25 protein-coding genes are annotated in these 25,804 nt (G+C 64.6%); 10 read left to right on the top strand and 15 right to left on the bottom strand.

Going from position 1 to position 25,804, the window contains the following annotated elements:
• The first annotated feature begins 55 nt into the window (after window positions 1-55).
• Window positions 56-1,285, top strand: a complete 1,230-nt coding sequence (hemA, locus tag X265_RS33800) for a 5-aminolevulinate synthase (protein ID WP_128968756.1) — start codon at window positions 56-58, stop codon at window positions 1,283-1,285.
• Between the two features lie 261 nt (window positions 1,286-1,546).
• On the top strand, window positions 1,547-5,056 hold the full coding sequence (locus tag X265_RS33805; protein ID WP_128968757.1) for a PAS domain-containing hybrid sensor histidine kinase/response regulator: 3,510 nt from the start codon (window positions 1,547-1,549) through the stop codon (window positions 5,054-5,056).
• A gap of 24 nt (window positions 5,057-5,080) precedes the next feature.
• Here the strand turns inward: X265_RS33805 and X265_RS33810 are convergent, their stop codons facing one another.
• The 3 genes from X265_RS33810 to X265_RS33820 form a co-directional block, all read right to left on the bottom strand.
• Window positions 5,081-5,635 (bottom strand): cytochrome P460 family protein, encoded by a 555-nt coding sequence (locus X265_RS33810; RefSeq protein ID WP_128968758.1) that lies wholly within the window; start codon window positions 5,633-5,635, stop codon window positions 5,081-5,083.
• A gap of 72 nt (window positions 5,636-5,707) precedes the next feature.
• The gene (locus tag X265_RS33815) at window positions 5,708-6,739 is read right to left on the bottom strand and encodes an alpha/beta fold hydrolase (RefSeq protein ID WP_128968759.1); all 1,032 of its coding nucleotides are present in this window, start codon (window positions 6,737-6,739) and stop codon (window positions 5,708-5,710) included.
• 35 nt (window positions 6,740-6,774) lie between these two features.
• Window positions 6,775-7,194, bottom strand: coding sequence for an organic hydroperoxide resistance protein (locus tag X265_RS33820; protein WP_128968760.1), 420 nt, complete (start codon window positions 7,192-7,194; stop codon window positions 6,775-6,777).
• Between the two features lie 196 nt (window positions 7,195-7,390).
• Here X265_RS33820 and X265_RS33825 point away from each other — a divergent pair, with 196 nt between their 5' ends.
• Window positions 7,391-10,222 (top strand): ATP-binding protein, encoded by a 2,832-nt coding sequence (locus tag X265_RS33825; RefSeq protein WP_128968761.1) that lies wholly within the window; start codon window positions 7,391-7,393, stop codon window positions 10,220-10,222.
• 66 nt (window positions 10,223-10,288) lie between these two features.
• On the opposite strand, the gene X265_RS33830 is transcribed toward X265_RS33825, so the two are convergent.
• Window positions 10,289-10,960: a response regulator transcription factor gene (locus tag X265_RS33830; RefSeq protein WP_128968762.1), complete on the bottom strand. Its 672-nt coding sequence runs from the start codon at window positions 10,958-10,960 to the stop codon at window positions 10,289-10,291.
• Between the two features lie 342 nt (window positions 10,961-11,302).
• Between X265_RS33830 and X265_RS33835 the strand changes: the two genes are divergently transcribed.
• Complete coding sequence (locus X265_RS33835) at window positions 11,303-12,892, top strand: MFS transporter (protein ID WP_128969505.1); 1,590 nt, start codon at window positions 11,303-11,305, stop codon at window positions 12,890-12,892.
• Between the two features lie 74 nt (window positions 12,893-12,966).
• Here the strand turns inward: X265_RS33835 and X265_RS33840 are convergent, their stop codons facing one another.
• The 3 genes from X265_RS33840 to X265_RS33850 all read right to left on the bottom strand — a co-directional run bounded on the left by X265_RS33840 (window position 12,967) and on the right by X265_RS33850 (window position 14,541).
• Window positions 12,967-13,452, bottom strand: a complete 486-nt coding sequence (locus X265_RS33840) for a secondary thiamine-phosphate synthase enzyme YjbQ (RefSeq protein WP_128968763.1) — start codon at window positions 13,450-13,452, stop codon at window positions 12,967-12,969.
• A gap of 160 nt (window positions 13,453-13,612) precedes the next feature.
• Window positions 13,613-14,146 (bottom strand): hypothetical protein, encoded by a 534-nt coding sequence (locus X265_RS33845; RefSeq protein WP_164938921.1) that lies wholly within the window; start codon window positions 14,144-14,146, stop codon window positions 13,613-13,615.
• 77 nt (window positions 14,147-14,223) lie between these two features.
• Window positions 14,224-14,541 (bottom strand): hypothetical protein, encoded by a 318-nt coding sequence (locus X265_RS33850; protein WP_128968765.1) that lies wholly within the window; start codon window positions 14,539-14,541, stop codon window positions 14,224-14,226.
• Between X265_RS33850 and X265_RS33855 the strand changes: the two genes are divergently transcribed.
• The 5 genes from X265_RS33855 (at window position 14,533) to X265_RS33875 (ending at window position 17,168) form a co-directional block, all read left to right on the top strand.
• Window positions 14,533-14,907, top strand: a complete 375-nt coding sequence (locus X265_RS33855; protein ID WP_128968766.1) for an AtpZ/AtpI family protein — start codon at window positions 14,533-14,535, stop codon at window positions 14,905-14,907. The two genes, X265_RS33850 and X265_RS33855, sit on opposite strands and share 9 nt — an antisense overlap.
• A 110-nt stretch (window positions 14,908-15,017) precedes the next feature.
• Window positions 15,018-15,767 carry a F0F1 ATP synthase subunit A gene (locus X265_RS33860; RefSeq protein WP_092289027.1) on the top strand — a complete coding sequence of 250 codons (750 nt, stop codon included), beginning with the start codon at window positions 15,018-15,020 and terminating at the stop codon, window positions 15,765-15,767.
• Window positions 15,768-15,821: 54 nt separating this feature from the next.
• On the top strand, window positions 15,822-16,049 hold the full coding sequence (locus X265_RS33865) for a F0F1 ATP synthase subunit C (protein WP_092289028.1): 228 nt from the start codon (window positions 15,822-15,824) through the stop codon (window positions 16,047-16,049).
• 61 nt (window positions 16,050-16,110) lie between these two features.
• Entirely contained in the window at window positions 16,111-16,677 is a 567-nt protein-coding gene (locus X265_RS33870; RefSeq protein ID WP_128968767.1) for a F0F1 ATP synthase subunit B, read from the top strand.
• A 5-nt stretch (window positions 16,678-16,682) separates the two neighbouring features.
• Window positions 16,683-17,168, top strand: a complete 486-nt coding sequence (locus tag X265_RS33875) for a F0F1 ATP synthase subunit B family protein (RefSeq protein ID WP_128968768.1) — start codon at window positions 16,683-16,685, stop codon at window positions 17,166-17,168.
• Window positions 17,169-17,377: 209 nt separating this feature from the next.
• On the opposite strand, the gene X265_RS33880 is transcribed toward X265_RS33875, so the two are convergent.
• From X265_RS33880 to X265_RS33900, 5 genes are all read right to left on the bottom strand, one after another.
• Entirely contained in the window at window positions 17,378-18,025 is a 648-nt protein-coding gene (locus X265_RS33880; protein ID WP_128968769.1) for a hypothetical protein, read from the bottom strand.
• A gap of 117 nt (window positions 18,026-18,142) precedes the next feature.
• Window positions 18,143-18,730, bottom strand: a complete 588-nt coding sequence (locus tag X265_RS33885; RefSeq protein ID WP_063197874.1) for a GNAT family N-acetyltransferase — start codon at window positions 18,728-18,730, stop codon at window positions 18,143-18,145.
• Window positions 18,731-18,786: 56 nt separating this feature from the next.
• Window positions 18,787-20,076, bottom strand: a complete 1,290-nt coding sequence (locus tag X265_RS33890) for a M16 family metallopeptidase (protein ID WP_128968770.1) — start codon at window positions 20,074-20,076, stop codon at window positions 18,787-18,789.
• Window positions 20,073-21,491: a threonine synthase gene (gene thrC / locus X265_RS33895; protein ID WP_164938922.1), complete on the bottom strand. Its 1,419-nt coding sequence runs from the start codon at window positions 21,489-21,491 to the stop codon at window positions 20,073-20,075. The genes X265_RS33890 and thrC overlap by 4 nt, the downstream gene beginning before the upstream one ends.
• Before the next feature lie 549 nt (window positions 21,492-22,040).
• Window positions 22,041-22,685: a response regulator transcription factor gene (locus X265_RS33900; protein ID WP_128968772.1), complete on the bottom strand. Its 645-nt coding sequence runs from the start codon at window positions 22,683-22,685 to the stop codon at window positions 22,041-22,043.
• Window positions 22,686-22,772: 87 nt separating this feature from the next.
• Between X265_RS33900 and X265_RS33905 the strand changes: the two genes are divergently transcribed.
• Window positions 22,773-24,113, top strand: a complete 1,341-nt coding sequence (locus X265_RS33905; protein ID WP_128968773.1) for a histidine kinase — start codon at window positions 22,773-22,775, stop codon at window positions 24,111-24,113.
• Window positions 24,114-24,143: 30 nt separating this feature from the next.
• Here X265_RS33905 and X265_RS33910 read toward each other — a convergent pair whose 3' ends face one another.
• The 3 genes from X265_RS33910 to X265_RS33920 all read right to left on the bottom strand — a co-directional run bounded on the left by X265_RS33910 (window position 24,144) and on the right by X265_RS33920 (window position 25,781).
• Window positions 24,144-24,509, bottom strand: coding sequence for a nuclear transport factor 2 family protein (locus tag X265_RS33910; protein WP_128968774.1), 366 nt, complete (start codon window positions 24,507-24,509; stop codon window positions 24,144-24,146).
• A gap of 109 nt (window positions 24,510-24,618) precedes the next feature.
• Complete coding sequence (locus X265_RS33915) at window positions 24,619-25,383, bottom strand: SURF1 family protein (protein ID WP_128968775.1); 765 nt, start codon at window positions 25,381-25,383, stop codon at window positions 24,619-24,621.
• The gene (locus X265_RS33920; protein ID WP_128968776.1) at window positions 25,380-25,781 is read right to left on the bottom strand and encodes a DUF983 domain-containing protein; all 402 of its coding nucleotides are present in this window, start codon (window positions 25,779-25,781) and stop codon (window positions 25,380-25,382) included. Before X265_RS33920 ends, X265_RS33915 begins: the two co-directional genes overlap by 4 nt.
• Window positions 25,782-25,804 lie beyond the last annotated feature (23 nt).

Here is a 25,804-nt window from a genome sequence, read left to right on the forward strand (position 1 = left end):
GGAAAAGCTCTAAGTAGACGCGCCCTTTTTGGTCAGTTCCGTCTCAGGTTTGCCGATGGATTACGCCCAGTTCTTCAATTCCGCCCTCGATCGCCTCCATTCTGAACGGCGCTACCGCGTGTTCGCGGATCTGGAGCGCACGGCCGGCCGGTTCCCGCATGCGGTCTGGCATTCGCCCAAGGGCAAGCGCGACGTTGTGATCTGGTGCTCCAACGATTACCTCGGCATGGGCCAGCACCCCAAGGTGATCGGTGCCATGGTGGAGACCGCAACGCGCGTCGGCACCGGCGCGGGCGGCACCCGCAATATCGCGGGCACGCATCACCCGCTGGTGCAGCTCGAAGCCGAGCTCGCCGACCTTCACGGCAAGGAAGCGGCGCTGCTGTTCACCTCGGGCTACGTCTCGAACCAGACCGGCATTGCGACCATCGCAAAACTCATTCCGAACTGCCTGATCCTGTCGGATGAGCTCAACCACAATTCGATGATCGAAGGCATCCGCCAGTCCGGCTGCGAGCGGCAAGTGTTCCGCCACAACGATCTCGCGCATCTCGAAGAGCTGCTGAAGGCCGCGGGTCCGAACCGGCCGAAGCTGATCGCCTGCGAGAGCCTTTACTCCATGGACGGTGACGTCGCTCCGCTCGCCAAGATCTGCGATCTCGCCGAGAAGTATGGCGCGATGACCTATGTCGACGAGGTTCACGCCGTCGGCATGTACGGCCCGCGCGGCGGCGGCATCGCCGAGCGTGACGGCGTCATGCATCGCATCGACATCCTCGAAGGCACGCTCGCAAAGGCGTTCGGCTGCCTCGGCGGCTATATCGCCGCCAACGGCCAGATCATCGACGCGGTGCGTTCCTACGCGCCGGGCTTTATCTTCACCACCGCGCTACCGCCGGCGATCTGCTCGGCCGCAACAGCCGCGATCAAGCATCTGAAGACCTCGAACTGGGAGCGCGAGCGCCACCAGGACCGTGCCGCCCGCGTCAAGGCGATCCTCAATGCCGCGGGCCTGCCTGTGATGTCGAGCGACACCCACATCGTGCCGCTGTTCGTCGGGGACCCCGAAAAGTGCAAGCAGGCCTCGGACATGCTGCTCGAGGAGCACGGCATCTACATCCAGCCGATCAACTACCCGACCGTGCCCAAAGGCAGTGAGCGGCTGCGCATCACACCCTCGCCCTATCACGACGACGGCCTGATCGATCAGCTCGCCGAAGCCTTGCTCCAGGTCTGGGAGCGCCTCGGCCTGCCGCTGCGCGAGAAGTCGCTGGCGGCGGAGTGATCCAGCGTCCTGGTGAAGGCCTGGACCTATTATCCCGACCGCCATTGCTGCGGCACGCTGAAGTCACAGCGTGTCCCTAACCACGTCCGGTGGCTATGGGCCTGGCGTTCGCCAGGACGACCTCGACGTTGGCACTTTACGACAACCCCAAGTTCCCCCTTCCGCCTGCCATTTCGCTGTCGCCTCCACCCGGCCAACGCGCTAGATTTGCAGGGAAAATGAGATCGGGCGCGAAAGCGCCATGGGAGAAGCACGCTCGCCATGCTGCACGATTGGGGCGTGATTGCTGCCGCCTTCGGCTATATCGGCTTCCTATTCCTGGTGGCGAGCCATGGTGACCGTCGCTCGCCGGCTGGAGCCGGCCGCGCGTCCGGACTGATCTATCCGCTATCGCTGGCGATCTACTGCACCTCCTGGACCTTCTTCGGCTCGGTCGGCTTTGCCACCCGTACCTCGACCGATTTCCTTGCGATCTATGTCGGTCCGATCCTGATGATCGGGCTTGGCGCCGGCGTGCTTCGCCGCGTGATCCAGCTTGCCAAAGCACACAACATCACCTCGATCGCCGACTTCATCGGCGCGCGCTACGGCAAGAGCCAGGCCGTGGCGGCGACGGTGGCGCTGATCGCGATCATCGGCTCGGTGCCCTACATCGCGCTCCAGCTCAAGGCGGTGGCCTCCTCGCTCGAAGTCATCCTGAGTGAGGACCAGGCGTTCTCGCACATTCCGATCCTCGGCGACATTGCGCTGATGGTGACCTTGGCGATGGCGGCCTTCGCGGTGCTGTTCGGAACACGGCAAACCGACGCCACCGAGCATCAGCACGGGTTGATGCTGGCAGTTGCGACCGAGTCCACCATCAAGCTGGCTGCCTTCCTCACCGCGGGCATTTTCGTCACCTTCTGGATGTTCTCCCCGCACGAGTTGATCGAGCGCGCGATGAAGACGCCGGAGGCGGTCCGCGCCATCGAGTATTCGCCGTCGATCGGTAATTTCCTGACCATGACGCTGCTGTCGCTGTGCGCGATCATGCTGCTGCCGCGGCAGTTTCACGTCAGCGTGGTGGAGAACTCCTCCGATGCCGAGGTCAGCCGCGCGCGCTGGCTGTTTCCGCTCTACCTCGTCGCCATCAATGTGTTCGTGATCCCGATTGCGCTCGCCGGCCTGATCAGCTTTCCGTTCGGCGCGGTCGATCCCGACATGTACGTTCTGGCCCTGCCGATGGAAGGCGGCGCGGGACTGCTCAGCGTCGCCGTCTTCGTGGGCGGCCTGTCGGCAGCAACCGCGATGGTGATCGTCGAATGCGTCGCGCTCTCCATCATGGTCTCGAACGACCTCGTGGTGCCGCTGGTGCTGCAACGACGCCCCGAAGGGCGCACGGGGGCCACGGATTTCGGCGACTTCCTGCTGCGCTCGCGACGGCTCGCCATCTTCGCCATCATGGTGATGGCCTATTTCTACTATCGCGCGCTCGGTAATGCCCAGCTCGCGGCGATCGGCCTGCTCTCCTTTGCCGCCATCGCGCAGCTCGCGCCCGCCTTCTTCGGCGGCCTGCTGTGGCGGAGGGCGACCGCGCGCGGCGCCATCGGCGGCATGCTGGTCGGCTTCGCGGTGTGGCTCTACACGCTGTTCATCCCGAGCTTCATGGATACCTCCACCGCGGGCATCCTGCTGCTCCAGCATGGCCCGTTCGGCATCGAGGCGCTGCGGCCGCAGGCGCTGTTCGGCGCCGATCTGTCGCCGTTGATGCATGGCGTGGTCTGGTCGCTTTCGCTGAACATCCTCACTTACGTGCTACTGTCGCTGGCGCGGCAGCCCTCGTCCATCGAGCTGGTGCAGGCCGACCTGTTCGTGCCCAACACGCTCGCGCCGATCTCGCCGAACTTCCGCCGCTGGCGCACGACCGTCACGGTGCAGGACATCCAGACGACCGTCGCGCAATATCTCGGACCCGATCGCGCCCGGCACTCCTTCGAAGCGTTCTCTGCGCGGCGCAATATGCGGCTGGAGCCGGGAGCCCCCGCCGATTTCGAATTGTTGCAGCACGCCGAACACCTGATCGCCTCCTCGATCGGGGCGGCATCATCGCGCCTCGTGATGTCGCTGCTGCTGCGCAAACGCACGGTGTCCGCGAAAGCCGCGCTGAAGCTGCTCGACGATTCCCATGCGGCGCTGCACTTCAACCGCGAGATCCTCCAGACCGCGCTGAATCACGTGCGCCAGGGCATCGCCGTGTTCGATGCCGACCTGCAACTGATCTGTTCCAACAGGCAGTTCGGCGATCTGCTCAACGTGCCCCCGCATTTCATCCAGTTCGGCACGCCGCTCCGCGAGATCCTGGAATTCATGGGCGTGAGCGATCCGGCCAATGAGGGGAATCGCGAGGCGATGATCGAGCAGCGGCTCGTGGCCTACACCACCGACAGCGAGCCTTATCTCGAGCGCCTGCCCGAACGCCGCATGGTGATCGAGGTGCTCACCAACCGCATGCCCGGCGGCGGCTTCGTCATCACATTCACTGACGTCACGCCGACCTTCGAAGCCGCGGAAGCGCTGGAACGCGCCAACGCCACGCTGGAGAAGCGCGTGCGCGACCGCACCGAGGAACTGACCCGGCTCAACTCCGAGCTGGCGCTGGCCAAGAGCAGCGCGGAGGACGCCAGCATCTCCAAGACCCGCTTCCTCGCGGCTGCCAGCCACGACATTCTCCAGCCGCTGAATGCGGCGCGGCTCTATGTCACGAGCCTGGTCGAGCGTCAGCACAACGGCGAGGAGACGCGGCTGGTCGAGAATATCGACGAATCGCTGCAGGCCATCGAGGAGATCCTCGGCGCGCTGCTCGACATCTCCAGGCTCGATGCCGGCGCAATGACGACCTCGATCTCGAGCTTCAAGATGGCCGATCTGATGCGCTCGCTGGAGATCGAGTTCGCACCGATCGCGCGTGCCAAGGGCCTCGACCTCACCTTCGTGCCCTGCTCGCTGCCGGTCGAGTCGGACCGGTTGCTGCTGCGGCGGCTGCTGCAGAACCTGATCTCGAACGCGATCAAATACACCCCGCGCGGGCGCGTGTTGGTCGGCTGCCGCCGGCGCGGCGCCTCGCTCAATATCTGCGTCTACGACACCGGCGTCGGCATTCCCGCGGTCAAGCGCGGCGAGATCTTCAAGGAATTCCACCGCCTCGAGCAGGGCGCGCGGATCGCGCGCGGGCTGGGATTGGGACTCTCGATCGTGGAGCGGCTGGCGCGCGTGTTGGACCACCGCATCACCATCGACGCCAATGCCGGCGGGGGCTCACTGTTCTCCGTGACCGTCCCGACCGCGAAGGCCGTGACGCTGACCGCCGCGGTGACCAGCGCAACACCGCTGGCACGCACCTCGATCTCCGGCGCGCTGATCGTCTGCATCGAGAACGACGCCGCGATCCTCGACGGCATGCGGACGCTGCTGAAGGCCTGGGATGCCGAGGTGATCGCGGTCGCCGATCCCGAAGGCGCAATTGCGGCCATCGAAGCCGCCGGCCGGCGGGTCACCGGGCTGCTCGTCGACTATCACCTCGACCGCGGCAACGGCATCGCCGCCATCCGCGAGATCCGCCGCCGCTTCGGCGACACCATCCCCGCCATCCTGATCACCGCCGATCGCAGCCCGGCGGTGCAAACGGCGGCGCGCGACGAGAAGATCGCGGTGCTGAACAAGCCGGTCAAGCCGGCCTCGCTGCGGGCCCTGCTGGGGCAGTGGCGGACGCAGCAGATGGTGGCGGCGGAATAGGGCTCGGGCGGCCGGCGCGACGTCTCAGGGCGCGAGCCGCGTGAAGACGTAGTCATGGCTCCTGGCGCGGGCTTCATGGCAGGCAAAGCAGGTGCGGTGCTGCGCCTCGTCCACCGGCTTGCCGTCCATGAAGCGGCCAAAGCCCCAGCCGCCGGTCGCGGCATATTTCCTGGAATCCTTGACCATGACCTGGATCGTGGTGGCGGCACCGGGAACGGTTGCAGAGGCGAAGTCGGGAGACTGCGTGCGCTTCCAGGCACGCTTCACCAGAATGGTGCCGTCGGGAAATGGCAGCTTGCCATCCTGATAGGCTTCGCTTGCGGCCTGGTTGCCGACGACCGCGCGCAACTCATCCACGGGCGCGGCCTCTTCGGCCGGCGCGATCAGCTCCCACTGCTTGTAGTTCACGGGAATCGTGACGCCGAAGATCGGCAAGGCATTCGCCGCGGTAGGGCCTTGGGCGAGCGCGATCGAGACCAGATACGGCACGCATGTCAATAGAGCGACGACAAGCAGGATCGCCAGCGCGATGACCGTGGTGGGGAACGATTTTTTCTGTTCAGATTCGGGGGACGTCATGAGATGTCTTCAGGCTGGATCGCGGCCGTGCCTCGGCCCGGCGCGCGCCGGACCGGGGACAGGAACGTGCCCTCACGCGCCGTCGTCGGCGTCGATGATAGCCTTGGCAAAGGCCTGCGGCGCTTCCTGCGGCAGATTGTGACCGACGCCGCCCGTGATCAGGCGATAGTCGTAGCGGCCGGAGAATTTCTTGGCATAGGTGCTGGAATCGGGATGCGGGGCGCCGTTAGCGTCGCCTTCCATGGTGATCGTGGGCACGCTGATCACTGGACCTGCCGCGAGCTGCCTTTCGATCTCCTCGTACTTCGATTCGCCTTTCACAAGTCCCAGCCGCCAGCGGTAATTATGGATCGTGATCGCGACGTGATCCTTGTTGTCGAAGGCCTTCGCGCTACGGTCGAAAGTGGCGTCATCGAACTTCCACTGCGGCGAGGCCAGCTTCCAGATCAGCTTGGCGAAATCATGCGTGTACTTCTCGTAGCCGGCGCGGCCGCGCTCGGTCGCGAAATAGAACTGATACCACCATTGCAGCTCGGCCGAAGGCGGCAGCGGCGCACTGCCCGCCGCCTGGCCGGAGATCAGATAGCCGCTCACAGACACCAGGGCGCGGCAGCGCTCCGGCCACAGCGCCGCGATGATATCTGCGGTGCGCGCGCCCCAATCGAAGCCGGCAACAACGGCCTTCTTGATGTCGAGCGCATCCATCAACGCGATGATGTCGACGGCCAGCGCCGCCGGTTCGCCATTGCGCAGCGTCTCATCCGAGAGGAACTGGGTCGAACCGTAGCCGCGCAAATAGGGAATGATGACGCGATAGCCGGCCTGCGCCAGGATCGGCGCGACGTCGATGAAGCTGTGAATGTCGTAAGGCCAGCCGTGCAGCAGGATAGCCACGGGGCCGGTCGCCGGGCCCGCTTCCGCGTAGCCGACATCGAGCACGCCGGCTTTGATCTGCTTGATCGTGCCGAAGGAAGCGCTCGATGCGGAGGAGCGTACCGCCTCGGTTGCGGCGCGCGCAAGGTCGATCGCGCCTAGACCGACGGCGACCGTGCCGGCTGCGACGCCGAGGAACTGGCGGCGATGCTGGTCGATGATCTGTCTCATGGTCGGATACTTTCTCTTGAGGGTTGTCGGATTGATCAGATCAAATCGATCGTGACGTCGATATTGCCGCGAACAGCCTTGGAATAAGGACAGGTCCGGTGGGCCTCGTCGATGAGATCGCGCGCGACGTCGCGGTCCAGGCCAGGTAGGCTGACTCCGAGGCGGGCTCTGAGCGCGTAGGCCCCCTCGTCGAGGACGAGATCGATTTCCGCATCGATCGCGCTCTTGCTCGGAAGCTCGATTTTGCGCTTCCGGGCTGCGATCTCCATCGCGCCTTCGAAGCAGGCGGACCAGCCGGCTGCGAACAATTGCTCGGGATTGGTGCCGATGCCGGCACTGCCCGGAGGCGACAGCCGCACATCGAGACGTCCGTCGGAGCTGCGGGACATGCCGTCCTGACGGCCGCCAGTGGTGTGGGTTCGCGCGGTGTAGAGCAGTTTTTCCGTTGGGCTCATGAGGATCTCCTTGCCGTCACGACAACTGACTAGCAGGGCGCCTCGCGGTACGCCCGTTTGGACTTATGAGAAGTTGTGAGGCCGGCAGGGAACCCGATTTTAGACCCGCAAACATTGTCAGATGCCGATGCAAGACCGACCTTGCGGGATCGCCGCCCGCTGGCTACCGATGCCGGCAAATGAGCAAGACTCCGTGATGACTGAGCCGGCCAAGTCCGCTGCCGCAACACTCTCGTTCGGACCATTCACCGTCACGCCGCATGCGAGGCTGGTGACGCGCGACGGCGTCGCGCTGGCGTTGGGCGCCAAGAGCTTCGACACGCTGATCGCCCTGATGTCGCGCCCCAACGAGGTCGTCAGCAAATGGGACCTGATGGGCCTGGTCTGGCCCGGCATGAGCGTCGAGGAAGCCAATCTGCGCTTCCACATCGCAGCGCTGCGGAAGGCGCTCGGCGATGGCAAGGACGGCGCCCGCTACATCACGACCCTGTCCGGCCGCGGCTATTGCTTCGTGGCACCGATCTCGCGCGCCGAGATTCCGGAGCCGCCGCGTCCGGCGCCCCGAGCGGAATTGCCGCCTGTCAAGCTGCCGAACCGGCTGCAGCGGATGGTCGGACGCGCGGACGCGATCGCCACCGTGTCGGACAAGCTCGTCACCTCCCGTTTCGTCACGATCGTGGGCCCCGGCGGCGTCGGCAAGACGGCCGTTGCGGTCGCGATCGCCCACGACCTGATCGAAACGTTCTCCGACGCCGCGCATTTCGTCGATCTCGCAGCGCTGAGCGATCCCGATCTCGTGATCACCTCGCTTCTGCTGATGCTCGGCCTGCCGGCCCAGGCAGACGATCCTATGCCCGCTTTGCTTGCACATCTGCAGGACAAGCGCATGTTGCTGATCCTGGACAATTGCGAGCATGTGATTGCCGCGGCTGCACCACTGGCCGCGGAGATTTTTCAGGCCGCGCCGCAGGTCCATATCCTGGCGACGAGTCGCGAGGCGCTGCGCGTCGAGGGCGAGCAGGTCTACCGGCTGGCGCCGCTTGGCGTTCCCCCTGAAAATCGCGAACTGACGGCCGCGGTCGCCCGGACCTATCCCGCACTGGAGCTTTTCCTCGAACGCGCTGCCGCAGGCGGTGCCCGGATCAAGCTCGACGATTCCAATGCCGACATCGCCGCGAGAATCTGCCGCAAGCTCGACGGCATGGCGCTGGCGATCGAGCTTGCCGCCGGACGGGTCGAAGCCTATGGCCTGGAGCAGACCGCTACGCTGCTCGACGAACGCCTCAACCTGCTCTGGCAGGGACAGCGGACCGCGCCGCCGCGGCAGAAGACGTTGCAGGCTACGCTGGACTGGAGCTACGGGCTGCTGTCTGAGCTCGAACGTCTGGTGCTGCGCAGGCTTGCGGTTTTCGCCGGCCATTTCACCATCGACGCCGCGCTCGAGGTCGTGCCCGACGAGCAGGTCGACCGCTCGCGTCTGTTCGACTCCATCGACAGCCTCGTCGCCAAATCGATGGTCGCCCCACGGCCCATCGGCGCCATGATGCGCTATCGTCTTCTCGACACCACCCGCGCCTATCTGCTCGCGATCGCCGACGACGGATCGGCGCTCGCCGCCCGCCACGCCGCCTATTACCAGCGATGGCTGCAGCAGGCCGGCGCGACATGGGCGACGCTGCCGAGTGCCGATGAGCGGGCCATCCATTTCTCCGCGCTTCACAACGTGCGCGCCGCGCTCGGTTGGTGTTTCGGCGCGGGCGGCAATACCGCGATCGGCATTGCACTCGCCGCTGCGGCGGCGCCCATCTTCCTCGCAATGTCCCTGCTGATCGAATGCCGGCGCTGGTCGGAACGGGCGCTGCTGGCGATCGATCCCACCGCGCGCGGCAGCACTGAAGAGATGCATCTGCAAGCCGCGCTCGGATTGACCTTGATGTTCACGCACGGTGGCAGCGAAGCGGCGCATAGCGCGCTGAGTCGCGCGCTCGCCATTGCGGACGGGCTCGGCGATGCACAAAACCAGCTCCAATTGCTCGGTCGGATGCACATCTTCCACGAGCGGATCGGTCAGTTCGAGGCCGCGCTCGAGCATGCGCAACGGAGTCTCGGCGTCGCCGAAGCGCTGGGCGATGCCGCTTCGCTTGCTCTCGCCCAGTCGCTGCTCGGCGTCTCCTTGCATCTGGGCGGTCAGCATCGCGACGCCCTGACGATGCTGGAGGCAGCCTGGCGCGGTCCTGGCACCGAACGGATCAGCACGGTCTATGGGTTCGACCATCGCAACCGCGCCGGCATCTCGCTGGCGCGTGAGATGTGGCTGCAGGGCCGCCCCGCGCAGGCGCGGCAGCTAGCCCAGCAGACGGTCGCGGAAGCCGCGCAGATGGACCATCCGATCACGCTCTGCATCGCCCTGATCTGGGCGGTCTCGATCGATCTCTGGAGCGGTGACCTCGATGGGGCGGAGGAGCACATCGACCGGTTCATCGCTCACGCCGAGTCGCGCTCGATGGGGCCTTATCTCGCGGTCGGCAGAGGCGTCAAAGGCGAGCTCGCGATCCGGCGCGGCGATGCGAAGAGCGGCGTCGAAACGCTCAGGCGCTCCCTGCAGGAGCTGCACGATGCCGGCTATGAGCTGCTCACCACGACGTTCAACATCGCCCTGGTTGAAGGTCTTCTGGCGCTCGGAGAAATCGAGAGAAGCGCGCAGTTGATCGACGATGCGATCCGTCTCGTCGCGCGGAGTGGCGATCATTTGTACATGCCGGAGCTGCTGCGAATGAGCGGCAAGGTGTTACTGTCGCAGCCCCAGCCGAATATCGAGCAGGCGGAGAGCTGCGTCAGGGAAGCACTCGAGCTGAGCCGGCGCACCGGCGCCAAAGCCTGGGAGCTGCGCGCTGCGATTGATCTGGCGACGTTTGTTGCCGACGGCGGGGAAGCGAAGCGAACGCTCCGAACCGCGTTCGAAGGTTTTGCCGAGGGCTGCGACACCATGGATATCAAGGCGGCTCGCGAGATCCTGAAACGTCTGTAGATCGCTCCTGTCCCGGACGCGCTGCCGGGACCTGGAATACCACGCCGCGTGCGGCCCGCGACTGGACTACCCCGTCGGGGCGCCCTGCTTCCACTGGCCGCCGGCGATCTTGGCGGCCGCGATCACCGCCTGGGTCCGGCTTTCGACGCCGAGCTTCTGCAGGATCGCCGAGACATGCGCCTTGATCGTCGCCTCGGAGACGCCGAGCTCGTAGGCGATCTGCTTGTTCAGCAGTCCCTCCGACAGCATCATCAAGACCCGCACCTGCTGCGGCGTCAGCGTCACCAGGCGGTCGCGCAGCTTCGTCATGTCGGGGTCGGCGACAGCGGACAGGTCCGTGTCGGCGGGAACCCAGACGTCCCCCTCCATCACCTTGAGGATGGCATCGCGCAAGGTCTCGACACCGAACCGCTTTGGGATGAACCCGGACGCGCCGAAATCGAGCGAGCGGCGGATGGTGGCGCTGTCGTCGGAGGCCGAGACGATCACCACCGGGATCGCCGGATATTGGGCGCGCAGATAGATCAGGCCGGAGAAGCCGGAGATGCCGGGCATCGAGAGGTCGAGCAGGACCAGGTCGACGTCAGAGGTCTGCTCCAAGAGCTTGGTCAGATCTTCGAAAGAACCAGCCTCGTCAATCTTCGCCGTGCTCAGGACGCCCGCCACCGCCTGCCGCAGCGCATCGCGGAACAGCGGATGGTCATCGGCAATGACGAGATGGGTGGAGGGAGCGTTCATCGATCTCTTGCTGTCGTTCGTCACCGGGCCAGTAGTCCGGACCGGGACAATGGTCAATTCTTTCCCGACCGGCCGTGGCATGCAAGAGCCCATTATTCCTTTACGGAAAAAGGGGTTAATCCGCGCGCCGGGAGCGCGGCACGGCACTATAACTCCGCACCGTCAGTTGCGTGTCAGTGCGGAAGGCCGAAAGTCGTATTGGGGCAGGTTTCACGCCGATGTTACTTTGAGCGCAAGCCTAAATTGATCCGGCTGGTCCGGACGCGCGGCTTTGCACTAACTCTTGGGAGCGAAACGATGACAATGGCTGCCACAGCGGGCTCAGGGGTCCGCGCTGGAGGAATGACTGCCGAGGAGCGAAAGGTCATTTTCGCATCCTCGCTCGGCACCGTGTTCGAATGGTACGACTTCTACATCTACGGCACGCTCGGCGCCTTCCTGGCAAAATACTTCTTCTCGAACGTGCCGCCGAACGTCGGCTTCATCTTCGCGCTGCTCGCCTTTGCGGCAGGCTTCGCGGTTCGTCCCTTCGGTGCGCTCATCTTCGGCCGCCTCGGCGACATGATCGGCCGCAAATACACCTTCCTCGTCACCATGACGCTGATGGGCATCGGCACGTTCTTCATCGGCCTGCTGCCGGGCTATGCAACCTGGGGCATCGCCGCGCCGATCGTGCTGATCGGCCTGCGCTTGATCCAGGGCCTTGCTCTTGGCGGCGAATATGGCGGCGCAGCGACCTACGTCGCGGAGCACGCCCCTCAAGGCAAGCGCGGCTACTACACCTCATGGATTCAGACCACGGCAACGCTCGGCCTGTTCCTGGCGCTGCTGCTGATCCTCGGAATCCGGACCGTGATGGGTGAGGAATCGTTCGGAGATTGGGGCTGGCGCATTCCGTTCCTGCTCTCCGGTGTCCTGCTGGCGGTTTCGATCTGGATTCGCTTGAGCCTGAGCGAGTCGCCGGTCTTCCAGCGCATGAAGGAAGAGGGCAAGACGTCGAAGCGCCCGCTCACCGAAGCCTTCGGCGAGTGGAACAACGCCAAGATCGCGATCCTGGCACTGCTCGGCGCAACCGCGGGTGAAGCGGTGGTGTGGTACGGCGGACAATTCTACGCGCTGTTCTTCCTCACCCAGACCCTGAAGGTACCGGCCGTCCCGGCGCAGATCATGATCGTGGTTGCGCTGGCGCTGGGCACGCCCTTCTTCGTCATCTTCGGCATGCTGTCCGACAAGATCGGCCGCAAGCCGATCATCCTCGCCGGCTTCCTGCTGGCAATGGTGACCTACTTCCCGATCTTCAAGGGCATCACCCACTTTGCCAACCCGAAGCTGGAAGCTGCGCTGTCGGCCTCGCCCGTGACCGTCATCGCTGATCCCAGCGAATGCTCGTTCCAGTTCAAGGCGACGGGCACCGAAAAGTTCACCACCGGCTGCGACATCGCCAAGGCCGCGCTGGTGAACCTGTCGGTGAACTATCAGAACCAGGATGCGCCGAAGGGCACCCCGGCGACGGTCAAGATCGGCGAGCAGACGCTCACGGCCACGTCGGCGGATTTCGCCAAGGCGTTGCCCGCGGCGATCAAGACCCACGGCTATCCGGCTTCCGCCGATCCGAACGACATCAACTATGTCATGACGACGGTGCTGCTCTGGATCCTCGTGATCTACGTGACGCTGGTCTACGCGCCGATCGCAGCGTGGCTGGTTGAGCTGTTCCCGAGCCGCATCCGCTACAGCGGCATGTCGCTGCCCTACCACATCGGTAACGGCTGGTTCGGCGGCTTCTTGCCGGCGACGGTGTTTGCGATCGTGGCGGCCACCGGAAACATCTATTCCGGCCTGTGGTATCCGGTCGCCATCGCGGCAATGAGCCTTGTGGTCGGCTTCCTGTTCCTGCCCGAGACCAAGGACGTCGACATCAAGCAGATCTAGCCGAGACTGGCAGGCGCCCAAAAGGCGCCGGCCTCACAACAATCAAACCGGCCGCGGACATTCCGCGGCCGGTTTCATTTTGATGTCTGCTCGTTGCTCCCAATGAATTGCAACACGACCTCGCGCCGGTGCGGCCGCGCGCGATGCTCTATCAGATAGATCGCCTGCCAGGTCCCGAGCGCGAGCTTGCCGTTCAGGACGGGGACCTGCAGCGAGGGTCCGGTCAGCATCGTCTTGATGTGGGCCGGCATGTCGTCCGGCCCCTCAGTATCATGCGTCCACGGCACGTTTTCAGGCGCGAGCCGCGCAAGCGCGGTAGTGAGATCCACGAGGACGGACGGATCGGCATTTTCCTGGATCGTCAGCGACGCCGAGGTGTGGCGGATGAATAGCGTCAGCGGGCCATCGCGCGCGCGGGCTTCAGCGACAAATTTTACAACCTCGCTGGTGAGATCGGTGAAGCCGCGGCCTTGCGTCTGCACCGTGAGCAGCGAGGAGACGATCGCCGTGGCTTGCACCGACGATGGCGCCGAGCGCGTGATGGATTTGGCTGATGTCATGAAACGTCTCTCAACGCGATAGCTGCCGTAGGGGTGGGCAAAGGCGTTCTTACGCCGTGCCCACGATGTTTCCTTCAATCGCCAAAAAGACGTGGGCGCGTCGCTTCGCGCCTTTGCCCGCCCTACGAGAACTCAACACGCGGATGGCGCGAACGGGTCCTCAAATCTTGCCCGATACGTCCTTCTGCACGCGATTGGCCATGTCGATCAGCCGGCGCCACGCTTTTTCCAGGAACGACATTGCGCGGTCGAGGTCCTGGTCACTCGGCAACGGGATCTCGAGCTTGCGGTCACCCTCGGCGACCTTCGGTTCTCGTGTTTGCGGCTCGGCCTTCTTCAGGGAATCGGATTTCGGCAGCGCTTCGTCGATCTTGCCTGATACGGTCGGCCCGGCCGCGAGCTCTCCCTTGAGCTTCTCGACCTCGGCCTGGAGCCGGCCGATCTCCGCATCGAGCGCGGAGCGTTCGTCGGGCACGGCGTAGCATGCCCAGCCGGCCTCGTTCTTGGTGCAGGTCGAGACCGCGCCGGTGCGGGTGTCGAGCCGCAGCACGCCCTCCGGGATCGGCGTCATGGTGTAACGACCGTTGTCGCCGTCTGGCGCGGATTGCGCGGCAGCCGCACCCCCGCTGGCCGCCACCGCAGCGAGGACCGCCGCCGCAAGCCACGATGTTGTGGATGATTTAACAGATCTCATCGCGCTCTCCACCACGCCGCACGGGTGGCACATCCCATCGGAATTCTACACCCCGCCGGGCGACGGCGCATCGCCGATCAGCTGGAGCCGCCGCAAAAAGCCGCAGCTGCGAAATCAACGGAAGCGGCCGTCAGTTTGATCCCGAAAGCTGCGCCAAATGTCAGCCGTATCGGCGGATCGCGCGCAAGGCTGCTGCGGTGCGGCGTCACGCTGTGTGCAGCACTGGCGTGCAAGGCGATATCTTCAACAAAGTCAGGTACATAGCAGAAGACGACGCGATCGTGACTTGGCTTGACTTGATTATGTGCGGTCAGTATGGTCCGCGCGGCTTTTGAGGGTGGCGGGCGTAATTTCCATTCAACCGCAGCGTTTCGGGTCTTCGTGGCATGGCTCAAGACACGGGGCACGGCGAGAATGGAGATCGCGATAGATCGCTCGAGGAAGCTGCGCTTTCCGAACGGCTCGGAAATCTTGATCAGCGGTTGTCCGAATTACGCGGCCGCCACATCAAGACTGAGCAACCCGCAGGTGACGGTGGAGACGGAGCGGCCAGAGCCTCGGCGATGGCGCTTGGTTTTCGGTTATCCTCCGAGTTGATCGCCGGGGTCGTGGTCGGAGCGGGGATTGGCTGGGGTTTCGACCGCTTGCTGTCGACGTCGCCTTTCGGATTTATCGTGTTCACGCTGCTGGGCTTCGTGGCCGGCGTGGTGAATGTGGTGAGATCGGCGGGCGCGGGTCAGAACAGGCGCGGTGGTTCTTGAGGCCGATCCGCAGGAGGAATTGATCGCGCCGGTTTCGCCGGCGCGGGCCGGCCCGGCCGGCAGACCGAGACCAGCCGGCATTGCCCGGCAGACCAAGAGATGCCGCGCCGATGAAAATCGATCCGATCCACCAGTTCAACATCGAGCCTCTCTTCACGATCGGCCATATCGGCAATCACACGATCGCCTTCACCAATTCGTCGCTCTATATGCTGGTGGCGGTCGCCATCATCTCGATCCTGATGCTGGCCAGCGGCAGCCAGCTCGTTCCCGGCCGCCTGCAGTCGGTCGCCGAGATCTCCTACGAGTTCGTCGCCTCGACGATTCGTTCGACGGCCGGCGCGGAAGGCATGAAGTTCTTCCCGCTGGTGTTCTCGCTGTTCATGTTCCTCTGCGTCTCGAACTTGGTCGGCGTCATTCCCTATACCTTCACGATCTCGAGCCATCTGATCGTGACCGTGGCGCTCGCGCTGTTGGTCTTCTTCACGGTGCTGATCTACGGCGTCGCCAAGAACGGCCTGAAGTTCTTCAAGATTTTCGTTCCTCACGGCGTCCCCGGCTACATCCTGCCGCTGGTCATGTTCATCGAGGTCCTGTCGTTCTTCCTGCGGCCGGTCTCGCACAGCGTCCGTCTGTTCGCCAACATGCTGGCCGGCCACATCGCGCTGAAGGTGTTCGCAGGCTTCGTCGCCATGCTCGGCTTCTCGCTCGGCGCCATCGGCTGGGTCGGCGGCGTGCTGCCGCTGGCGCTCACGATCTCGCTTTACGCTCTCGAGATTCTGGTCGCGTTCCTGCAAGCCTATGTGTTTGCGATCCTGACCTGCATCTACCTCAACGACGCCATTCATCCGGGACACTGAGCGGTCCGGGGAATTTCCACCCACAAACCCTATCTTTCTTTCAAGGAGTCTAAAATGGACGCGACAGCAGCAAAACTCATCGGCGCGGGCATCGCGTGCATCGGCATGGGCGGTGCGGGCGTCGGCGTGGGCGTGATCTTCGGCAACTACCTCGCCGCAGCCGTCCGCAACCCGTCTGCCGCGCAGGGCCAGTTCGGCAACCTGATCTTCGGCTTCGCCGTGACCGAAGCGCTCGGCATCTTCTCGCTGCTGATCGCGCTGCTTCTGCTGTTCGTTTTCTAAAGAACGACTTCTTTCGCGCCGCTTCATCCGAAGCGGCGCGTGACAGCAACAGGAGTACTCCATGGCCGAGAGTCATGGCGGCGCGAAAGGTCCCGAGACCAGCGCTCACACCGAAGCCGATGGCGGTCATCACAGCGGCGCGTTTCCGCCGTTCGAGAGCAGCACCTTCGCTTCGCAGCTGGTGTCGCTCGCGATCTTCTTCGTCCTGCTTTACGTGATCGTGTCCAAGCTCGCTCTGCCGAAGGTCGGCGGTGCGATCGAGGCGCGCCAGAACAAGATCGAGGGTGACCTCGCCGAGGCGCAGAAGCTGAAGGACCAGTCAGAAGCGGCGCTGAAGGCCTATGAAGGCGAACTCGCTTCGGCGCGTTCGCGGGCACAGGCGATCGGCAACGAATCCCGCGATCAGGCCAATGCGCAGGCGGAAACCGAGCGCAAGGCCCTGGAAGAGCAGCTGGCGAAGAAGCTCGCCGAGGCGGAAAAAACCATCGCCTCGACCCGCGCGAACGCCATGAGCAACGTCCGCGGCATCGCGGCCGATGCGGCCGGCACCATCGTCCAGCAGCTCACCGGCGTCGTTCCGGATGCGGCCTCGGTCAGTGCTGCCGTTGATGCGTCCTTGAAGGGTTAGTCGACATGTTCTTCGATCCTGAAACCTGGGTCGCCATCGCCTTCGTCGTCCTGATGGTCGTGTTCGGCTATCTCGGGGTCTTCAAGAAGGCGATGGCTGCGCTCGACCATCGCGCCGAGCGCATCAAGGCCGAGCTCGACGATGCGACGCGCCTCAAGCAGGAAGCTGCCAAGGTGCTCGCGGATTACAAGGCGCGCAGTGCCGCGGCCGAACGCGAGGCCGCCGACATCATCGCCAACGCCAAGTCGGAAGCCGAGCGCATCGCGACCGAGGCCAAGGCGAAGATGGAAGACTTCGTCGCCCGCCGCACCAAGACCGCGGAGAGCAAGATCGCGCTCGCCGAGGCCCAGGCGCTGGCCGACGTCCGCGCCGCAGCCGCGGAAGCCGCCGTCCAGGCCGCCTCCACGATCCTGTCGCAGTCGGTCAGGGGCCAGGTCGCCGACGATCTGCTCGCCAAGGGCATCACCGAGGTTCGCCAGAAGCTGAACTGAGGGCAGACGCTCACACCCATCAAAAAGCCGGCGCTGATAGCGTCGGCTTTTTTGTTGCCCACACGGCTACCAAATGCAGTTGTCGTCGCCCGGCTTGACCGGGCGATCCAGTAGACCGAGACTCCTCGGTTCCGGCCCCGCTATCTCTGGAATACTGGATTGCCCGCTTTCGCGGGCAATGACAGTTGAACTTTTGGCGCGACCTCGCCCTACTTCTTCCGCCGCGGCTTCGGCTCGGGCGCCAGCGCCTGCGGGTCGAAGCCGACATAGAAGATGTAGGAATCGGCGACTGCGGCTGATGGCACCGGATAGGACAGATCCTCGGCGACGAAGGTGAAGGGCACGCTGCCGTCCTCCGACATCTGGACCGTGGTCCGGTACGCCTTCGAGGCGATCACCTTCTCGCCGACGCCGCCCTGCACCACGGCGACGCGCAGGGGAACCTCGACCGTGGGAGGCGCGCCGGCAGGCCCCGCGATGACGCGGCCCTGGATGCCGATGCGCGCGGTGATCTCGCCACCGTTGCGAACGCATTCACGTGCCATCTTGCTGATCGTGGCCTGGAAGCGGACGTCGTTGCCGACGGCCGGCTTGCCGGTCGCCCCGACGCCGTAGGTCGACGCGCCGGCGCGCACCGTGACCTGCGGACAATCGATGTCGTCATCGGCCGGCTGGCCCGGTGCAGGCGCCGGCTTGGCTTGGGCTGGCTCGTCCGATTTGCCGCCGAACAGGCTCTTGAATCGGTCCGTCAATGACTGCGCCGCAACCGGCGACACAGTCGCAAACGAGATCGAGAGCGCCAGCGCGATCACCGGGCCCCGCCGCAGCGCATTCCGCAATGATCGAAGCTCATTCATGAACGGCAGTACTCCATGGCAAGGTTCCGGCCGATCGGCCGGCCTGCGGGTTATATCGCCAAAATCGGCGATCCCAAGGCAGCAAAAGGTGGTGATCCCGTCACGCGGCGGCCCGGCTCAACCGCGGAAATCCTCATGCAGCAGGCCGAACAGCAAGTGGTCCTGCCAAATGCCGTTGATGCAGAGATAGCGGCGCGCCAACCCTTCGCGGGAGAAGCCGCACTTCTCCAGGACCCGGATCGACGGCGCATTGGTCGGAATGCAGGCGGCCTCGACCCGGTGCAGATTGAGCTCGCCGAACAGCGTCGGCAACAGCACCCGCAGCGCCGCGGTCATGTAGCCGCGATGGGCATGGGGCTGGCCGACCCAATAGCCGATGGTGCCGGCCTGGACGATGCCGCGACGGACATTGGCGAGCGTGATGCCCCCCACCATGGCGCCGTCGAGCTCGCGGAAGATCAGGAACGGATAGGAGCGGTCCGCGGCGATATCCTCCGAATAGCGGCGCAGGCGGCGGCGAAAGCCGGACCGGGTCAGATCGTCCGACGGCCAGATCGGCTCCCAGGGCGTCAGGTAATCGCGGCTGGTCTCGCGCAAATGCGCCCATTGCAGAAAGTCCGACATCTGCGGCGCGCGCAGCAGCAGCCCATTGCCGCGGGGCGCGAGGGCGGCGGGTCCACTGGATGGCAGGCGAAAGAGGGCCATGGTGATGCTTCCCGGGGCGGGCGGTCCGTTGCGCAGCTGTTATTGCAGCCGCGCCTTTAGTGGAGCCGAGCTTTGACGCGCGCCCGGGTCAATCCTTCCGCAAAAGACACCGCCGTGTCCAGACCCCTGCCGCTGCCCAATGCGACAACCGCAGGCCGGCTGCGCGAAAGCAGTGCACGCGCCGCATCGCGGGTCGATTCGATGCTGACGGCGTCGATTCGGGCCACCAGCTCCTGCACCGTCTGTGGCCGCCCGTAGGCCAGCACGTGCCTGGCGAGCTGCTCGGCACGCGAGGAGCAGCTTTCCAGCGCCATCAACAGACCTGCCTTCATCTGCGCCTTGGCGCGAGCGATCTCGGCCTCGGTCAGCGTCTCCACCGAATCGTTCATGATGTCGACCACGACCTCCATCATTTCAGGCGCATCGGCCGGATCGGTGCCGGTGTAGAGCCCGAAGAAGCCGGTGTCGCTATAGGGCGCGTGGAAGGTGTAGATCGAGTAGCAGAGGCCGCGCTTCTCGCGCACCTCCTGGAACAGCCGCGACGACATCCCGCCGCCGAGGATGTTGGTGAACACCTGGAGCGAGAACAGCGACAAATCGGTCTGCGGCACGCCTTCCAGCGCCAGCGTAAGATGCGCCTGTTCGAGCTCGCGATGGACGACTTTGGCACCGCCCTTGCCGAACTGGGCGGCCTGCGGCTTCGGTCCCGGCATTGCGTCGAAGCTCGCAAAGCGCCTCTCGGCCTCGGCAACGACCTGGCTGTGGTCGACTGCACCGGCTGCCGCCACGACCATGTCCGGGCCGCGATAATGCGTCGACAGATAATTGCGCAGCGAATCGCGGTTGAAGCTTTTGAGCGTCTTGGCGGTGCCGAGCAGCGAGCGCCCCATCGGCTGGTCGGGATAGCAGAGCTCGTTGAGATGCTCGAACACGACGTCGTCGGGCGTGTCCTGGGCCGCGCCGATCTCCTGCACAATGACGCTCTTCTCGCGCTCGAGTTCGTCCGGCTCGAAGGCGGGATTGGCCAGGATGTCGGCGAGCACGTCGAGCGCCAGCGGCACGTCGGCCTTCATCACGCGGGCATAGTAGGATGTCGTCTCGGTCGAGGTACCGGCATTGAGGTCGCCGCCGACCGCCTCGATTTCCTCGACGATCTCGCGCGAGGAGCGGCCGGTCGTCCCCTTGAACGCCATGTGCTCGAGCAGATGCGAGATACCGTGCTCGTTCGGCTTCTCGTCGCGGCCGCCGACGCCGGCCCAGACGCCGAGCGCGGCGGTCTCGAGGTGCGGCATGTTGTCGGTGACAACGGTCAGGCCGGAGGCAAGCTTGGAGATCTCGACGCTCATCCGGCAACTCCCTGCTTTGCGGCGCGGCTGACCGACAGCACGAACCGCTCCACCTCGGACTGATCGTTCTTCATCACCTTCAGATGTTCGGATTTGGTCATGAGGCCTTCGAGCCAAGCCGGCAGATGCGGCCGCTGGCCACACGCCGCTTCGACCGCATCCGGGAATTTGGCGGGATGCGCGGTCGAGAGCACGATGTTCGGCACCGTCGTGTCGGTGGTGTCGCGGTCGGCGACCGCGAGCGCCACTGCCGTGTGGGGGTCGACGAGCTCGCCGGCCTCGCGCCAGGCGGCGCGGATCGCGGCCGCAGTCTCGGTCTCGTCGGCGCGGCCGGCGTCGAATTCCTCGCGGATCGCAGCCAGCATCGCATCGGGCAGCACGAAGCGTCCCGACTGCTTCAGCTGCTCCATCAGCCGGCGCACGGCGGGCGCGTCGCGACGGCCCGCTTCGAACAGCAGCCGCTCGAAATTCGAGGAGATCTGGATGTCCATCGAAGGCGAGGCGGTGGCGTGCACCTCACGCACCTCGTAGATGCCGGTCTTGAGCGTGCGTGCGAGGATGTCGTTGACGTTGGCGGCAATCCGCAGCGTGCGGACGGGAAGACCCATCCGCTTGGCGACGTAGCCTGCAAAAATATCGCCGAAATTGCCTGTCGGCACGATGAAGTCCACCGCGCGCGCCGGCGCGCCGGCGGCGACCGCGGAGGTGAAATAGTAGACCACCTGCGCAACGATGCGGGCCCAGTTGATGGAATTGACGCCGGAGAGAGCGGTCGCGTCGCGGAAGCGATGGTTGTTGAACATCCCCTTCACCAGCGCCTGGCAATCGTCGAAATTGCCCTCGATGGCGAGCGCGTGGACGTTGGCGGCCCCCGTCGTCGTCATCATCCGCTGCTGCACCTCGGAGATGCGCTTGTGCGGAAACAGCACGATGAGGTCGACGTTCTCCAGGCCCGCGAAGGCTTCGACCGCCGCGCCGCCGGTGTCGCCTGACGTTGCGACTACGATGGTGGTGCGCTGGCCGCGCTTGGCCAGGACGTGATCCATCAGCCGCGAGATCAGCTGCATCGCCACGTCCTTGAAGGCGAGCGTCGGACCGTGAAACAGCTCCAGCACGAATTGATGCGGCGACATCTGACGCAGCGGCACCACCGCCGGATGACGGAAGGTGGCATAGGCCTCGTTCGCCATGCGGCCGAGCTCGGCGTCCGAAATCTCGCCGCCGACGAACGGCCGGATGATTTCAACCGCGACTTCCCAATAGGGACGACCAAAGAAGCCGGCGATGGTCTCGCACGAGAGCTGTGGCCAGGTCACCGGCACATAGAGGCCGCCGTCGCGGGCGAGCCCGGTCAGCATCACGTCGCAAAAACCAAGCTCAGGGGCCTCGCCCCGGGTCGAGATGTAACGAGTCAAACTGCCCTCCAAAGGCCGGCCCGACCTGAATTCTGGCCTTAAGCCTTTGATTTTACGATGTTCCTAGTTCGCCATCACAGGCGCTGCGGGCACCATAGAGTGTTTTGCGGCATCGGGAAACCGCTTCCCGGCAGCAAGCATGCCCAACAAAAAGGGCTGCGGCGATGCCGCAGCCCTTCTCTTGGAAGGTCTGTCGTTGATGTGTGCAGACCCGGTTTCCAGCGCGGGGCGCTTGCCCCGAAATCTCTGGTTCGAGCTATCGTCGCCTGTCACGAAATCGTCAAGACCAAAAACGGCGCGCAGCGCCAAAAGTTCCAGTTTTTCCCGATTTGCCTCGGCGAAGCCGGCGGATCAAACTGGCTGCCGCGCGACACCCACTGCCGCGTTTTCCTAATCCATGATCTTGAGCGGGGAACGAACGGTTCGCCGGCCCATTGTGTCGGCGGATCCGATCAGCCGCCGTCCATGCATTGCCCGGACCAGCGGTCGCGTCGATCCATCGGCCGAGCCGGCCGCATCCTGGAGCAGCCGGCTCGGTCCCTGGCGACGTCAGTTCATGCCGATTTCGACCGCGATCCGGATCAGGTCGGAATGGTTCTTGGCGCCGAGCTTCTGCTTGAGCAGCGACGTGGTATTGGCGACCGTCTTGTAGGAAATGCCGAGCGCCGCGGCGACCTCGACGATCTTGTTGCCGCGCCCGAGCAGGCGGAGAATTTCGAGCTCGCGCGGCGTCATCTGCGAGGCCGGATTGGCCTTGATCGCAGCGCCGGAGAAGGTCACGGCCTCCGCAAGCTGCGGCGAAATGAAATTGTCGCCCGCGACCACCCTGCGCACGGCCTTGAGCAGGATGCGGGGGTCGTCGCCCTTGGAGACGTAGCCTTGTGCCCCGAGCTCCACCGCACGCACCACGAAGGCGGGATCATCGTTCATGCTGAACATGATGATCTTGGCATCCGGATCGTCCTTGCGGATCCGCCGCATCAACTCGAAGCCGGAGAGGTCGGGCAGGCTGATGTCGATCACAGTCACATCGGGGCGCTTGCTGATATAGGCCCGGTGTCCGGATTTGGCGTCGCTCGCCTCGTCGATCCGGATCGAATGGTCGGAGGCAAACAGGGTGCGACATCCTGACAGGACCACGGGATGATCGTCGACGATGAGAACCTTGGTCGCCGGCTTGGCGGTATCTTGCATTGTGCGCTCTCGGTTTTGTTCGACTCATAGACCGGCGGGAACAAATGGAAAGAGAAAATTCCGCCGATGCACGTTAGAATTGGCCTAATGTGGCAACGGCTCTCATTCCGGACTCAACTGTTTCTCCCGCTCGGCCTGAGCTTCGTCGCCGCGCTGGTCCTGAGCGGCGTGCTGCTCCAGGCATTTGCGACCGGTCAGCTTGCCGAGGAGAGCGAGCCTGGCCGGCGCTCGACCCAGACGATTGCTGTCGCTCTCAACAGCGCGCTGCGCGCCTCCGACAATCCAGGGAAGGTGCTGGACGCGTTCGTCCAATCCCTGAATCCGACCTCTGACATTCAATTCCGCCCGGTAGGAGCGGGTCCTGTGCTCTCCGCGAAGGAAGGCCTGCGGGATACGCATGGCGTACCCCAATGGTTCGTGGACCTGATCGCCCTTCAGAACGTGGACGCGGCATCTCCCGTCATGATCGAGGGCAGGCATGTCGGCGACATCGTGTTCATGCCCGACCTCTCCGCCGACCTGTTCGAGAAATGGATCGGCTTTCTGGCGTTGGCCGGCCTCGCCGCTGTGCTGATGCTGTTGACCGGATTGATCGCCTATTTCTTTGCAGGCGCCGCGCTTCGGCCCCTGCAAAACCTCGGCGCCGGCCTTACCCGTATCAGGGGCGGCGACTATGCAACGCCGATCCCGGTCGCGGGGCCGCCGGAAATCCGGCAAAGCTGCGAAGAGGCCAATACGCTGGCAGCGACGCTCGCGCAATTGAGTCGGGACAACCGCGACCTGCTGCACCGGCTGGTCTCGCTCCAGGACGACGAGCGGCGCGATCTCGCCCGCGAGTTGCATGACGAGCTCGGCCCGCTGCTGTTCAGCATCCGCGCAGGCGCGATCGCGCTGGGCGAAGCTTCACCGCAGGCGGGACATCTCGGCAATTCCATGCAGGAGGTGATGCGATCGGTCGAGACACTCCAGCAGACCAACCGCCGTATCCTCGACCGGCTGCGGCCGCTCTACATCGAGGAATTGGGATTGGAAGGCAGCGTTCAAACGCTGCTTCGGAATTTTCGCAACCAGGCGCCGCATATCGGCCTGACCGCGACGATCGATCCTGGGCTCGACGGGGTCAAGGGGCCGCTGGCCCAGACCGTCTACCGCGTGATCCAGGAGGCGTTGACCAATGTGCTGCGCCACGCCGGAGCACGCAATGCCCATGTGGAGGCGGCGATATCGGGCGATGCGCTCAGCGTCGAAGTCTCCGACGACGGCGGCGGCTTTCCGGCCGACAATGTCTTCGGCCGTGGTCTGACCGGCATGCATGAGCGCGTGCGCGCGCTCAGCGGATCGCTGTCACTCTTGCGCGCGGACGAACGAACCTATGTTCGTTGCCGTCTGCCGATGGAAAGGGTGCGAAACGGGCCGGCATCAAGCTAGAGCCCGTTCCGATGGAGCTTTCGCAACGCTCTAACAGACGCAGCCTTGGTGCGCGTCCTGCTGCGCCGGTTCGCACAGCGTGCCGTGGATCTTGCCGTCTGCGCTGAAGCGAAACGAGGCGCGGATGCGCAGCGAACCCGCGATGGAATATTCGAGATCAACGCCATTCTGCGCGGGATGGATCTCCTCAAGGCCGAATCCTGCCGAGGAGAACGCGCTGAGTTTAGGTCCCCAATAGGCCTCAAGCGCGCTCCGACCGCGATAAAGGCGCGTGCCGTTGCACGTGCACTTCAGTTCGGCATCGTCGGCGTAGAGGTCGAGCAGCGTCGCGAGGTCGCCCCTGCGGCAGGCATCCACCCAATCGACGACAAGTCCCATCTGGTCGAAATCGCTCAAAGCCAGCAATCCTGTTTGCCGCCAAAAAAAACAGAGGCGGTTTAAGATCACCCTCGTGAATATGCGCTGAATAATAAAGTCCGGAACATTCCGGGTTCCCACCGGAAACCTACGGATCCAGGCGGCCCTGCCGGCGTCCTCTCAGCCAGACGAGGAAGGCGATCAGGACTGCGCCCGCAAGCGCAAACCACGTGATCGCGTATTGCAGATGATCGTCCTTCAGGTGCACGTCGAGCGGTCCCGGACGCGGAATGTCGTTCTCGGGCGCGGGCTGTTCGAGATCGACATAGAACGGCGCGACCGTACCCCACCCAAGCGCGCGCGCGATCGCCAGATGATCGCGCACGAACCACAGCCGCTTGTCGCGGTTCGCGGCCGGCGTCAGCCATCCCGGGGCTTCCGGAAAGCGCAGATAGCCTGACAGCACGACAGGCGCGCCGGTGACGAACTTCTTCACCGCGCGATCCTCGACGCTACGATCCTGCATCGTGTTCTCGACGAAGCCCGCATCGATCACGACGATCTCGCCGCCCGGCAGCCGCGCCGGCAGGAAAGCCCAGGTGCCGGGGGTGGATGCATCCTTGCGCACGGCCGAGCCGGACGAATAGACCATCGCATCCGGCAAAGCCGCATAGGTAGCGGTGAAGCTGACGCGGCGAAATTCGTCGCGCGCAGGCGTCAGCGCGGCCCAGTGCGCAGGCGGCGGCAGTGCGACGGGCGCTGCCGCAAGGCGCTCGGTGAGGGCCGCGATCAGCTCGTGCTTGGCGGTGCGGCGCTGCAATTGCCAGACACCGAGCGCGACGAAGACTGCGGTCAGCAGCAGTGTGAACAGCATGAAGCCGGCCACGCCGGGCTTGCGCGCGGCCTCGTTCATTTCGCGCGGTCGATCAGCCGGCCAGGTGCTGCCTTGTGGTGGAATTGCAGCGCGATCAGCAGCGATTTCATGGAGCGCAACGGCAGAAGCGTGGTGGCGAGGATCAGCGGCAGCCACAGCACGGCATGAAGCCAGAACGGCGGCTGGTACTTGACCTCGACCACGAGGGCGCAACCGACCACGATCGCGCCGGCCAGCATGATGATGAAGATCGCCGGACCATCGCCGGAATCGATGAAGGCATAGTCGAGGCCGCAGCGGCTACAGGACGGCGCCAGAGTCAGGAAGCCCGCATAGAGCTTGCCCTCCCCGCAGCGCGGGCATTTGCAGGCGAGCCCACGCAGCGCGCTTTGCACGACGGTGGGCTGGGTTTCGGAACTGCCGGTGGGTTCGTTCATGGCGCAAGTCTATCACAGTTTCG

It is taken from the genome of Bradyrhizobium guangdongense, from assembly GCF_004114975.1.
Lineage (GTDB): Bacteria > Pseudomonadota > Alphaproteobacteria > Rhizobiales > Xanthobacteraceae > Bradyrhizobium > Bradyrhizobium guangdongense.